Source organism: Erythrobacter sp. Alg231-14 (genome assembly GCF_900149685.1).
In the GTDB taxonomy this organism is placed as follows: domain Bacteria; phylum Pseudomonadota; class Alphaproteobacteria; order Sphingomonadales; family Sphingomonadaceae; genus Erythrobacter.
This window is the reverse complement of the sequence record NZ_LT702999.1, coordinates 2,325,772-2,339,452: the sequence shown is the minus strand read 5'-3', so window position 1 is coordinate 2,339,452 and position 13,681 is coordinate 2,325,772. Positions and strand designations below refer to the sequence as shown.

Here is a 13,681-nt window from a genome sequence, read left to right as displayed (position 1 = left end):
TTAGAGTTGTTCATACGATCCAACGCGTCCGGCGTTCTTTCAATACCCAATCTGCTTCGCGACGTTCCATCTGATAGGTGAAGCCAACACCGAGACTGTCGATTTCGACTTCGCAAAGTTCATCGGTTAGGCATGAATAACTGAGCTGAAGGTTTAGCGCTGGCTCTCCATTCGGATCGGAATAGCCATCAATAAAGACGAACAAACCGCTCCCCTCGAGCCGTTCAAATGTGCAGCGGCTTTTCCTGAAGACCACAAGTTTTCCGCCGAGAAAGTTGCGGTTCAGCCGCCTAAAGTCGATGTGCTCCTCACTCTCCAAACAAACTGAAATAGAGTGGATCAAAGTTCCGTCTTCTTCCTCAAATGGAAGAAACTCTAAGAATGCGAATGCGTCAGCCTCCAAAGCTCGGGCAATCATTCGTTCGGGCACTTCTGGTCCAGGAACCGCATCGATTCGCGAGGAACCATAAACACCCACTCCGATTAACCCAACGATTGCCGAAATTAGAGCAACGGAAGCAAGCTTCATCACTCCACCTCCGACAACCGATCCGCTTCTGTCTCCGCATCAATTGTCACACCCGAGCCATCCAATTCAATCTGGGAGCCGGTCCGTTCTTCGATCAACGCCTCCAGCTGCTCCTCAAATTGGTCGGGCGTAATTGTACCGTCGCTCAATTGCTCGCGAAGTTCGCTGATGCGCGGAATGACTTCGATGACATTCTCTGGTCCAGATATTGATTGATTCAATTCAGACATGATTTCGCGCTGAATATTGTTATCGCTCAGCACCGATGAAACACCAATTCCAAGCAGTATCGGAGCCAGAAGGCCCAAGCCGAAAGATACGAAAAACAATCGCTTAAAACTCATTTCCGTGATGAAGCCGAGCACCGCCATTAGGATGAGAGCAACGACCGTCGTCAATCCAATCGCGGCCAGCAAAACAATCCCAGCAATCGCCAATAGAACACCGCCTAGAACTTCCATTAGATCCCCTCCAACAATCGGTCCGCCTGCGCCCGCGCCTCTGGTGTTACTTCGGCGCCAGACAGCATCCGCGCAATTTCATCTTGACGTCCGATTTGATCGAGCAATACGACGCTCGTCTTTGTCACCGTGCCGCTGGATGCTTTGGCGATCATATAATGCATGGCGCCGCGCGCCGCGACTTGCGGGCTGTGGGTCACGGCCAACAACTGTCCCTCGGCGCTGGCAAGCCGGGCGAGCCGTTCACCGATGGCCGATGCAACCGCCCCGCCCACGCCGCGGTCAATTTCATCAAAGATGATCGTCGCTGCGCCACCTTTTTCTGCCAAGGCGACCTTCAACGCGAGGATAAAGCGGGACAGTTCCCCTCCCGAAGCAATCTTAGCGAGCGGCGCGAAATCGGCGCCGGGATTGGTCGCGATCAGAAATTCGGCCGCATCCATACCATGGGCGCCCCATTTTTCCTCTGGCAGTGTGGTGATCGAAGTCTGGAACCGCGCCGCATCCAATTTCAACGGAGCCAATTCCGCAGCGACCGCTTTATCCAGCACTTTGGCCGCCTTGGCCCGTGCAGCTTGCGCTTTCTCGGCTGTTTTGAGGTAGGCATCGCGCGCATCTCGCGCCGCCGATTCCAGCGTGCCCAATTCCGCGTCACCGCCCTCAATCGCATCGAGTTTTGCGCGCATTTCCACCATCAATTCGGGCAATGCATCAACATCGCAGCGATGCTTTCGCGCCATAGCGCGCAGTTCGAACAAGCGCGTTTCTGCGGCATCCAATGCGGCGGGATCATGCACAAGAGCGCGCGCTGCGCCCTCTAGCTTATCCTCGGCTTCGCCCGCCTCGATCACGGCGCGGTCCAACGCGGCCAACGCCTCGGTCAACATTGGGTGTTCAGGAGCGATACGGTCCAACTTGCGCGCGGCGACGCGCAAGGATGCAAGCGGCGAATCCGACCCTTCCCAAATGTGGCGTAGGTCTTCCAATTCACCGGCGAGCTTTTCGCCCTTTTGCATGTCGGAACGCTGCCCCGCCAATTGCTCTTCTTCGCCGACAGCCGGTTCCAGCGTGGTCAATTCCGCCAGATGCGCGATCAACAGATCTTCATCCAGCTTAGCTTGCTCTTGCGAATGGCGCGCCTCGGCCAATTTCGCCTCTGCGGTGGCCCAGTTCTTCCAACGCCCTTCCAACGCGCCCAGATCAATGTCGGCATAACGATCAAGCAACATCCGATGCCCGCGCGGGTTCACCAAACCGCGATCGTCGTGCTGCCCGTGCAATTCGACCAGAGCCGGCGCCAATTCACGCAACAACGCCACGCTAGCGGGTTGATCGTTGATAAAGGCCTTTGACCCTCCATCCGCCTTAACCTGACGACGGATCAACAAGGGTTCGCCTGGTTCGATATCCATGTCGGCATCGTCCAATGCCTCTGCCACCGAAACTGGTAGAGATGCGAATTCAAAACTGGCTGTTACGCTGGCCTTGGATTCCCCTGCACGGACCAAAGCCGTTTCAGCGCGATCCCCCAACACCAGACCAAGCGCGTCGAGTAGGATTGATTTGCCTGCCCCCGTTTCGCCGGTGAGGACACCCAATCCGCGCACAAAGTCGAGGTCAAGCGCCTCAATCAAGACGATGTTGCGGATGGAAAGACGGGTCAGCATGGCCGTTCAGCACTAACCCAACGTCAGCACCGCGTCACGTCTCAAGATAACTTTGCAAACAACAACGTTGGCGTTGTTTTACGCCTGCCGCAACACCCCGCCCATGATCGGGCGCACGGGTTAGGATGCGGTCACGTCGCCGGCATGATCTTCGACCAATTCAAACGCCTTTTCATACCATTCGGTGCCCGGGTAATTGGCGCCCAGCACGGCAGCGTATTTGACCGCTTCTTCGCGGATGCCCAACGCCAAACTGCTTTCCGTCAAACGGTAGAGAGCTTCGGGCGTATGGCTTGTTGTTTCGTATTCTTCGACAACGTTGCGGAACCGTAATGCCGCGGCCAACCAGCGGCCTGACCGTTGATAATACCGCCCGATTTCCATTTCTTTGCCGGCTAGGTGATCGGAAACCAAGTCGAGTTTCAACCGGGCATCGGCCGCATATTCGGTTTGCGGGAAACGGCGGTTCACTTCACGCAGAGCGATTTGCGCCTGTTCCGTGATCGATTGATCGCGATTCACATCACTTATCTGTTCATAATATGACAGCGCGATCAGGTAATAGGCATAGGGTGCGTCTTTGTTGCCTGGGTGGATCGACAAGAACCGTTGAGAGTTTTGGATCGCTTTGTTGTAATCGCGGGCGATGTAATAGCTGAACGCGCTCATCAACTGGGCGCGGCGTGCCCATGGCGAATATGGGTGTTGGCGTTCAACTTCGTCAAACAGCGCCGCTGCAAGAACCGTGTTGCCCCCATCAAGCCGCCTTTGCGCCTCTGCATAGAGCGATTCGACGTCGCGTGCGACATACGCCACGTCTTTATCGGCCGCGCCGCCTCCACAGGCTGCGAGTGTGGCAAAAGCGGCGCCCATCAAGGTGGCGCGCGTTAGGCGAGTGCGGATCGTCTTTTTCATGACGTTGCGTATAGCCAGCGCGCGCCTGAACGCCAAGTGAAGTTGCACGCTTAATCCCATGGAGTGTTCGCCGCACCGGAGTTCCATCGCAATTCATCTGGGAGTTGAGCCCAAAAAGAGGGGCGCCTCCTCCTTTCGGAAGAAGCGCCCAGCACTTTTCAGTTTTAGACCGAAGCCTAACTTTAGCCAAAGAATTCGATCGGAACCTGTTCGAATTGCTGCGATGCGAATTCGCCGGGGCGTTGTGCAAACATCGCTTCGATGTCGCCGCCAATTGCCTCTGGCTCGCCTTGTCCGCCATCGTTTTTGGTAACGAGTTGGATCGACACTTCGGTGCTGGATTCTTTGTCCGCCGTCGCTGCGTTAGCGCTATCGCCGAACCAGTCACCGAAAGTGCTTTCGTCATATCCATTAGCTGTGAGGTAATCGATCACCTCTTGTTCGCTTTGATAGTTGGCATACCGGATGTTGCCATCTTCATGCATCAGTGCGCGCAGATACGCCGTGCCATCGGTCAGCGCAAAGAACACCTCTTGGATGCCGTCGCTGTCGTAATCATCCGCGCCCAAGACACGGTTGATGTTTTCGATCTCCAAATCGTTCTGGAACCGGCGCTGGCTGTCATTGTCGCTGCCCGCAACAACATCGCCGCTTTCCACCAATGGATCGATATAGATGCCAGCAACACGCGTTTCGCCGGCCCATGAATGGTCATCAAAATAGACCAGACCATCCGGCGCCGTACCAACGGTCGCAAAACGGCCGATCGCTTGGTTCACAACAATCTGATCCAGATCGCCATCGCCGTTCACATCGGCCTCACCAATGCGCAGCCACGAACCATCGCCGCCCAACGCATTGCCATCAAAATCGCGGATCGCGCTCATCGCGTCTTGATACACCGAAGTGTCCGACGTCGCGAAGTTCACCGACACACCTTGGCCGGGAAGCAAACGCATCATCTCATCGTCAAATTGCAGGAACTCAACGCCGGACAGAACATCGGTCCCGTCCGCGCCAACAACCTCAAACACACCCGTTTGCGTCTGTGTGATCGTGTAATCCGCGCGGTTCCCCGAAACGACCGCCGTGTCCACATTGGAACCGCCGTCAATCGTGTCATTGCCTAGGCCGCCGATCAATTGATCCACGTCTGCTCCGCCATCAAGGCTGTCGGCGCCTTCACCACCAAACAATGTATCGGCGCCGCCATTGCCAAACAGAGCATCGTCGCCCGCATCACCAAAAAACCGATTGGCGATGTGATCGCCAATGATTTGATCATTGCCGTCCCCACCGCGCAAATATTCGTGCAGCGGATTGTCAAGAATATCATCCCGGATCGTGCCTAAACCGGTATCCGCCAGCACGGCCAAATCCAGATCACTGATCGTGTAGGCATAGCCGCGATAGAACACGACGCCGTTCATCAATCCCGTGGTCGGATCGTCACTGGTCGCCGGGTTTTCGTTATTGTTGCCATAATGCGCATAATTGCCGCGCGTTTGATCCAAGTCACGGCCCAGCACTTGCGTTACATTGGGCCCTCGGAAGAAATCTTCGCCGTCGATTTCCACCCTGCGCAAATCGTATGGCGTCGCAAAATTACCCTGTTCATTGGTGTCGGTGTTATAATATCCGATAATGCCAAGCGCATGCCCAATTTCGTGCAGGATCACGCTTAGACCGTCTGTGCGGTCCGATGGGATATCGTCGCGCGATCCAGGCGTTGGATCCAGGAAAAGCTCGTTCAGAAGGTAATCCATGCTGAACTGCATGATCACGTCATAGTCGCCGTTGGGAACATCTTGCCCGGTTTGAAGCTCATAAGACGGCGCCCCAACAATCAGGTTCAATCCGTTCGTCTGACCAATATTGGTTCCATTACCCCAACCACCCTGTGCCCGGCCGCTGAATGTATCTTCGAGCAATTCGACACGGACCGCCAAATTGGCATCGCCGGCTAAAACCTCACCCCAAAGCCGAAACGCTTCGTCAGCTACGCCCAACAAAAGGTCGATGACGGCCTGCGAAATGTTTGCAGGATTGAAGATCGTGTAATTGGGAGTGATTGCCACTGTATGCCCCTGTTTCTGAATGTCGCAGGCTAGGGGCGATCACTTCACCGATCAACAGATTAAGCAATGCAATCGCACCGATCAACGTTCTTGCATTGAATCCGATGCTGTCTTCAAAATGGGCTTGGTGAGATAGGCCCACACCGTCGATTTGCCGGTGAGTATCTCTGCCGTCGCGGTCATTCCGGCTTGAAGGTTGATCAAATCGCGACCTTCAACTTGCCTCATCGTGGCAGTGTCCACCTCAAGATTGACGCGATAATAGGTCTCGCTCGACCCGTTCTCGCTTTGCTCGGTCAATGTGTCCGGGCTGATGAAAACCACGTTGCCGGTCGCCGATCCGTAAATCGAATTGTCATAAGCATCAAAATTCACACGCGCCGTTTGGCCGGTTTTGACAAAGGCGATGTCGCGCGGCGGCACCCGCGTTTCGATGATCAACTTTTCGCCAACCGGAACGATCTGCAAAACCTCTTCGCCTGCCCGCACCACGCCACCAATGGTCGAAAATCGGACGTTCTTCACAATGCCATCGGTTGGCGCAGCCAAGGTGGATGCACGCAGACTGTCTTCGGAGCGGGCCAGTTGCTGACGCGATGCGGCCAGTTCTTCTTCGGTCTGCGTGAATTCCGCCTGTAGATCCCGGATGTATTCTGATCGCAAATTCGAAATGCGTCCCCGCGTTTCAACCACCACCCGTTGCATCCGGATGATTTCGGATCGGGCCACATCGCCCGTATCCAACAACGGCATGTTGAGATCCAATTCCTGCTGTTGCAATTCGGCCAGGCTGGAAAGCGTCGCCAATTCCGATTGAAGCGCGGCACGACGGCGTTGAAACAATTGACGTTGGTTCGCGACGAATTCGTCAAAATCATCGAGCGAGCTCGGGAACGTCAAAGGTCGGTCGAACAATTCCGCGTTGATCCGCGCCATCCGACTTTCCAAAGCGGCGACCTTCACCCGGGATTCGCGCACAGCGGCTTCAAGTTGAACCTTATCCAATTCAACCAGCAATTGACCGGCGGTAACCGCTTCTCCTTCGCGCACGGCAATTTGGGTAATCGCGCCGTCTTGTTCGCTTTGTACAATTTGCACCCGGGCGAACGGCACCACCTTACCAGGAGCGCGCGTCACCTGATCCAGCTCGGCCCATTGCGACCACGCGATGAAACCCACCAAAAGCGCGGAGATTGTAATGATGATCAGAGTGGCAGGGCGGAGCAATGTATTCACGGCTTCTTGCCTCTGCCAATTTTGGTGGTGATCATACCGCTGCTTTGCTTGGTTTCTTGCGCTTTGCTCTTTCGCAGTTCAGCAGTTTCGCGGAACCGCTTGATGAAATCCGTCGATGGTTCGCTGCTGATGACTTGTCCGTTTGCCATCACCACCACGCGCGAAAACCTCTCTATCAACGGAAGTTTATGCGTGGCCATAATCAAAATATCATCATCCCGCATGGCCGCTTTTACCGCGTCCAATGCTGATTTTTCGCTGTTCACGTCTAACGCCGCAGTCGGTTCATCGAGAAGCCAAATTCGTGGGCGAGCATGGATCAAACGGTTGATCCCAACCAAGGCCCTCTGCCCACCAGAAAGCCCCGCGCCGCCCTCTTGCATTTGGATATCCAGTCCGCGTTTTTGATCGGAAAACAAGGTTTCCAAACCGGTCGCCTTTGCGGTTGCGATCAAAGCCGCATCGTCAATATGACCCAGCCCCATCGTCAAACTGTCGCGTAAACTGCCCCGCACAAGCCGTGCGTTCTGTGACAAATACCCGATTTGACGGCGGGCGATGTCTTCAGAAATTTGGCCAAGATCGATGCCGTTCACCGCGACCGAACCCGTTTGCGGCGAATACAGCCCAGCAATCAGTTTAAGCAAAGTTGATTTACCCGCGCCAACGCCGCCAATCAACGCGACCCGTTCGCCCGGCTTGATCTGCAATTGCGCAACATCGACCGCCGGTGGCGCATCGTCATAGGCGAATGCCGCCGCTTTGATGGTGATCGGCCCAGACATGCTTTCCGGTCGTAGGCCACCGCTTTCTGATGTCCGCTCTACTGGAAATTGCAGCAATCCATCCAGCGCCTTTAGAGACGAGCGCGCATAGCCCCATTGAACGATTAAGTTCGGCAATTGGGCAATCAACGGCCCATTGATCCGTCCCACAATTATTGAACAGGCCAACAAGCCGCCGGTTGTGATCTGACCTGTTGCCGCAAGGTAAGCACCAAAACCCATGACCGCCACATAGGTCGTTTGCTGAAGGCTAGAAAAAAGCGTCCCTGATACAGCCGATGCGCGTTTCACCGGATCTTCGAAATGGTGAACCTCGCGGATCAGGCGATTCCAACGGCTGATCATTTGCCAGCCGCCCAAATTGGCCTTCACCGTTTCGGATGCGTCGAGCATTTCGACCAAAAGGCCATTTTTTTGATTGCCGGTCACCTGTGATCGTTCAGCGCCTTTGCGAATAACCATCGCCAGTAAGAACGCCAAAAGGAGCGCGATCGGAAGGCTAATAACGGGCACCAGCGCGATGCTGCCGCCGATACCAGCGATGACAAGAATGAAGAAGATCGCAAACGGCAAATCGGCAAACACGAATAGCGAGCTGGCCGACATCACTTGGCGGATTTGTTCTTGACCTTGGATTTGTGCGGCCATTGTCCCGACGCCTTGCGGCCGCGCATCAAGACGTATCGCCTGCGCTCTGGCAAAGAAGAATTCAGACACTTCCTTGTCGATGTTCTGCGCCTCTGCCTCGATCAAGATTGCGCGCAGACTGCGCAGAGTCAGGTCCAGCACCAGTGCGAAAAGCACACCAGCCGTCAGAACAAAGAGCGTTTCAAAACTCGCCAGCGGGATCACCCGGTCATACAATTGCATCGCGTAGAGCGAGGTCGCCAGCGTCAAAATATTGGCAAAGACGGTGGCTATCGCGGCGATGACCAAAACACGGCTGCGCCGTTTGATCGCGCTTGAGAAAACGCCAAACGCGCTCACGCCATCGCGGCGCAATGGGTCGGGGACACTAACCATGAAAAAGGTTTGTTCCTCCGTCCAAACCAATGGTTGTGCGTGTCCCAACAAAGCGAGTTCATCTTCGCCCACCCATTGCAGGGCCACGACCCAACCTTGATCCGGGTCGTGCACCAATAAAGGCAATTCATCTGCGCGTGGCCGGCCGCCAATCTGGGTCGGCGGTTCCCATTCCAATTCGGTCCGAACCGCTTCAAGCGCGGTGGCGTCTTCGGGCAAATACCGGTCGGCCAACGCAGCGCGAATATCGGCATCCCAATGCGGCGGCAAAGTTGTTCGCCGGGCACGCGCATAGCGCTCCAGCGCTTCGAGGATGTCAGAACTCACGCAGCCGCCTACCTTTACAACCCCAATGGTCGCCAACGGCATGACAAGGCAAAAATCCTTGTCGCGCTTGCCGCGGCGTTCACCCGCGCGTCGCTTTCCGCAGCGCGCGCGGTGGTGACTTCTCTAGCGGCATTCAACACATCAAGCCAACTGCGACGCCCGGCGACAAACTGACGACGATAACTCGCGAGCAAATCTCCAGCGGCTTGGCTTGCCTCAGACCCTGCTTCGGCGCGCTGTTGGTTCGATCTTAACGTGATGTATTCGATCCCCAATCGAGTGCGCCCTTCGCGATCCGCCTGCCCCAATTCCGCCACCGCTTGATCGACGCGCGCTTCTGCGCTGTCGGCGGCGGAGAGGCGCGACAGACCATTGCCAGTTTGCGCACGCAATACGATCGCAGCACGGGCGCCGGTTATCTCATTCTGAGATACCTGAAACAAAACCTGAGGGAAAAGGCTACGCCGGGCTGTGCTTGCCTGCGCTTGCGCCACATCGATTTGACTGCGCAGCCGATCGAGTGAGGGCGAGCATGCCATCATTTCCTGCATCGCGATCGGTTGAACCGGAACATTGTCGGCATCTGTAGATGATCCGAACACCGGACGATTAACATCCGCGCCAACAAATTCGCGCAATCGGAGCATCGAATTCTGTCCGATTTCCCGCGCCGTGGTCAATTCCACCTCCAGCTGTGTGAGGCGGGATCGCGCCAAAGTTAGATCGGCAAGAGGTGACACTTCCTGTCGGACGCGACGTTCGATTGACCCGACCAAAATACGGTGCTCTGCCAATCCCGTTTCCAACACTTTGACCCGTTCAAACGCCAGCAGCGCATCGTAATAAGACTGAATCACGGCGAACAAAATGTTGAAGCGCGCCTCACGCAGCGCATTGCGCCCGACATCAACATTGAACCTTGCGGCGTCCACTTGGCTGTTGATTGCGCCACCCGCCCAAAGCGGTTGCTCCAAGGCGACATTCACTGCCAGTCCATCGGTCTCGGCAACGTTCGAACCACCGGTTGCGGCCAACAATTCAGCCGAAAGATTGGGATATCGCTGCCACCGCGCAGTGCGCAAATCGGCTTCCAATGCCGCCAGTTCGGCAAGGCCCGCCAACACGATGGGGCTTTGTTCCAAGGATCGCGCGACCGCCTGCGCCAGCGGTGCCGGGATGGATGCGGGCACCTGTTCAACCGATGCATCGACTAATGCCTCCGTCGCAGGATCTAAGACTGGGCCGTATTGTTCATCCTGAGCAGAAGCCGGCTGCATAGCCACAACGCACGCAAACGCGGCGGCAAAACCGGCGCGCATTTGCGAATATCTGGTTGAAAAACGGGGCATTGCGACGGTTATCGATCCAAACGGTTGGCGCATCCACGCGCGAAGCCGCGGTGAAGGATGAACATTAAGGCAGTCTGTGTGCGCATAGCAAACTTTTCGGCGTGCGGCGCCCCCATGCGATTGACCGGCCCATGGAAACGATAGGCATTGTGAACATCTGACGTTCACATTTGCTTGATTAGCAAAAGGATTAACATCTGCTGTTTGGGGGAAGACGCAATGAAAACTCTGACTCGATTGATCGCCATCTTGGCCCTCACATTGTTGCCGGCGGCCGCCGTGTCGAGCCCCACGAATTCTGCCAACCCATCGGTGCGCGCGCTTATCAACGGGATCGAGAACGGCGCGGAACAGCCGGACATCACTGTATCCGAATTCTCTGTCACAATAGATCAGAACGGCACGATGGCCGAAGTGGAAATCGATGCACTTTTAACCAACCCATCGAACAATCAGGTCGAAGCGCGCGTTGCGATGCAATTGCCCCGTGATGCGGTGTTGACCGGATACAAGCTCGATATTGAAGGGGTGATGATCCCCGGAAGCTTGATCGATCAACCCAAAGCGCAGCAAATTTACGAAGATGAAGTGCGCGGCACCGTTGATCCGGGCCTTGCCGAAATTTCGAGCCGGAACGAATTTTCTACCCGGATTTACCCCATCCTGCCCAACAACAGCAGGCGCATCTCGCTCACATTCGTCACCCCAATTGATACAGCGGAGGGCCTTTCGATTCCGCTTGAGATTGACGGCGATGTGGGATCGTTCCGGTTAAGCGCGACAGCGAACGGCGTCGCCGAAGCGCCCACAATCACCCTTTCCGGATTGGACCCGGTGCAAATGACGCGCGAAGGGCAATCCTATGTCAGCGCGCCCTATGTCTTGGCCGACACCCAATTGTCCGGCTCGCTGCAATTGTCCGGCGTTGATCCAATCAGCGAAGCCGTTGCCTCACGCCATGAAAACGGCGATGTGTTTTTCACCATCAGCGACGATTACACCGCCGTTGATCTTTCCGAGGATCCGCCCGAAAGCGTGCGCGTGTATTGGGATGTGTCGCGATCCCGCGCGGATGCATTGGTCGAAACAGAACGCGCGGTTTTGACGCAATTCCTAAACGACACCGCGCCCAATTCTGTCGAAGTGATCACTTTCTCAAGTGCCACCCCAAAACTGACCCGCTTTACCGGCGCGCAAATCGATGACCTCGATGCGTTCTTGGGCTCACAAATCTATCGCGGTGCGACCAGTTTTGCGAATGTTTCAACCGCCACACGCGGTGACGCCGATCTCTGCATTCTGTTCAGCGATGGTGACGCATCGTTGAACCTATCGGAACGCTTCAACGTCGATTGCCCTTTGATCGCAATCGCGAGCGGGGCCAACGTCAACGCACAACGGCTCAACCTCATTGCCCAGGACAATGGCGGGAAAGCGTTGTTCATGGACGCGCAAAATTCCCAAGATATCCTGTCGCAAATGCGAACCTTGCCAGTGGGGATCGTTTCGATCCGCGATCGCGGGGGCAATCGCTTGCAATATCGCGCTCTGACAGCGGCTAATGGTCGCTGGAGCGTCGTTGGCAAATTGGGCGAATGGGATGAGGTCACCGTACGTCTTTCGGGAACCCGTCGCAATGAACGGCGACGGACCTATCGCATCAACACACGCAACGCCGATGGCCACAACGCCGCCGGTGCATTGTGGGCGTCGCAGGAAGTGAATCGCCTATCGGACAACCCGGTAGACCGCGATGCAATGCGAGTTTTGGCCGAACGATTCCAAGTCGCAAGTCCGACGATGGCGTTTCTGGTGTTGGAACAGCCAGACCAATATTTGGCCGCCGATATCGAACCGCCAAGTGGCTTTGGCGACCAGTGGTTGAAACAGTATCAAACGCAAAAATATGCACGTGAACAAGAGCGCAGCAATGCCCGCGAAGAGCGGCTTTCGTTTGTTGTATCCGAATGGGAAGAAACGAAAGACTGGTGGAACAGAAAATTCGATCAAGACGCTGTAATCCAGCGAGTGCAGCAATCGGATGTCCAATCGCTGCCAGTCGCTGTCAGCGAAGCGGCAACGGACGCTGCTGCCGAAGCTGAACCGCGGTCGCCGCCTTTATTGGCACCGTCTCCTCCGCCGCCACCGCCACCGCCTGGTGAGTATGGCGGATATTATGGCGACGGAGACGAAGACACCATTGTTGTGACCGGCACACGGCGGGCCGTTAGCAATCTGGATGCTGCATCACCAATCGCCGTGGTCGGTGCCGATATCGGATTGCAAGAAGCGCAGGCGGAATCGGGCCTTGTTACGACAGGCAATCGCGCAAACGGCGCAGCGCCGGGCAATGCGTTGCAAGTGGACCTTGCCAATGTCCTCAATGATCGCCCCTATCTTCAAGCCTTGGACGCGGCCAAACCGGAACAATTGTTGGAGGTCTTGTCACAGCAAGAAGAGAAATATGGCAGCGCGCCGGGCTATTACCTCGATGTAGCGGAGTGGTTTCGATTGAAGGGCGATGACGAATTGGCCCGGCAATTGGTGCTGTCGGCGCTCGACCTTCGGACCAGCGATGATGAAACCTTGTTGATCGTAGCCTTTAGGCTCGAACGCGATGGCGACTTCGACACTGCGATTGAGTTGTTGGAAACGTTAAACGCTCGGATCGAATATCGCACCCAACCCAAGCGGATCCTTGCTCTCACCTTGGCTGCGCGGGCGCGGCAATCGGAGGGTGCCCAACGCAAAGATGATCTGGAGCGAGCGTTTGAATTGCTGTCTGAGGTGATCCTTGCCCCTACCGACGGGCGGTATGAGGGGCTTGAAACCGTCGCATTGATGGAAATCAATTCTTTAATCCCATTGATCGAGGCTGCGGGCGGCTCATGGTCTCTTGATCCCCGTCTGATTGCAACGCTCGACACCGATATTCGGGTGGTGGTCGAATGGACCAGCGCGGATGCCGACCTCGATCTCCACATTCTCGAACCATCAAGTGAGAACGTCTTTTACGGGAATCAACGCAGTCAATTGGGCGGGAAATTGTCAAATGACATGACCAGCGGATACGGCCCCGAAGAATATGTGATGCGCAACGCCTTTACCGGCGGCTACGAAATCAGCGTTCACGGGTTTAGCGGCGACCGGATCAATCCCAACGGACCGGGCCGCGCTATGGTTCGTTTAATCCGCAATTTTGCCCGTGCGGATCAATCGGAACAATTGATCGATGCCGAAGTCGGTTTTGACCGTTCAAATCGGGATGAAAACGACCGTACAATCGCGACGATCGAAGTCGAGAATTAGCG

The 13,681-nt window shown here is 55.8% G+C and carries 9 protein-coding genes; 1 reads left to right on the top strand and 8 read right to left on the bottom strand.

The window, feature by feature from the left end; all coding sequences use genetic code 11:
- Window positions 1-10: 10 nt before the first annotated feature.
- From BQ8290_RS11160 to BQ8290_RS11125, 8 genes are all read right to left on the bottom strand, one after another.
- The gene (locus tag BQ8290_RS11160) at window positions 11-529 is read right to left on the bottom strand and encodes a hypothetical protein (protein WP_108790228.1); all 519 of its coding nucleotides are present in this window, start codon (window positions 527-529) and stop codon (window positions 11-13) included.
- A complete protein-coding gene (locus BQ8290_RS11155; RefSeq protein WP_108790226.1) occupies window positions 529-990 on the bottom strand; it encodes a hypothetical protein in 462 nt (153 codons plus the stop codon). The genes BQ8290_RS11160 and BQ8290_RS11155 overlap by 1 nt, the downstream gene beginning before the upstream one ends.
- Window positions 990-2,657, bottom strand: coding sequence for a DNA repair protein RecN (gene recN, locus BQ8290_RS11150; protein WP_108790223.1), 1,668 nt, complete (start codon window positions 2,655-2,657; stop codon window positions 990-992). The genes BQ8290_RS11155 and recN overlap by 1 nt, the downstream gene beginning before the upstream one ends.
- Before the next feature lie 120 nt (window positions 2,658-2,777).
- The gene (locus BQ8290_RS11145; RefSeq protein ID WP_108792325.1) at window positions 2,778-3,572 is read right to left on the bottom strand and encodes an outer membrane protein assembly factor BamD; all 795 of its coding nucleotides are present in this window, start codon (window positions 3,570-3,572) and stop codon (window positions 2,778-2,780) included.
- Window positions 3,573-3,754: 182 nt separating this feature from the next.
- Window positions 3,755-5,650: a hypothetical protein gene (locus tag BQ8290_RS11140; protein WP_108790220.1), complete on the bottom strand. Its 1,896-nt coding sequence runs from the start codon at window positions 5,648-5,650 to the stop codon at window positions 3,755-3,757.
- A gap of 81 nt (window positions 5,651-5,731) precedes the next feature.
- Window positions 5,732-6,886 (bottom strand): HlyD family efflux transporter periplasmic adaptor subunit, encoded by a 1,155-nt coding sequence (locus BQ8290_RS11135; RefSeq protein ID WP_108790217.1) that lies wholly within the window; start codon window positions 6,884-6,886, stop codon window positions 5,732-5,734.
- Window positions 6,883-9,021, bottom strand: coding sequence for an ATP-binding cassette domain-containing protein (locus BQ8290_RS11130; protein ID WP_337661336.1), 2,139 nt, complete (start codon window positions 9,019-9,021; stop codon window positions 6,883-6,885). The genes BQ8290_RS11135 and BQ8290_RS11130 overlap by 4 nt, the downstream gene beginning before the upstream one ends.
- A 14-nt stretch (window positions 9,022-9,035) precedes the next feature.
- Window positions 9,036-10,370 (bottom strand): TolC family protein, encoded by a 1,335-nt coding sequence (locus tag BQ8290_RS11125; protein ID WP_337661335.1) that lies wholly within the window; start codon window positions 10,368-10,370, stop codon window positions 9,036-9,038.
- 219 nt (window positions 10,371-10,589) lie between these two features.
- On the opposite strand from BQ8290_RS11125, the gene BQ8290_RS11120 reads away from it, so the two are divergent.
- A complete protein-coding gene (locus BQ8290_RS11120) occupies window positions 10,590-13,679 on the top strand; it encodes a VIT domain-containing protein (RefSeq protein WP_108790210.1) in 3,090 nt (1,029 codons plus the stop codon).
- Window positions 13,680-13,681: the final 2 nt, after the last annotated feature.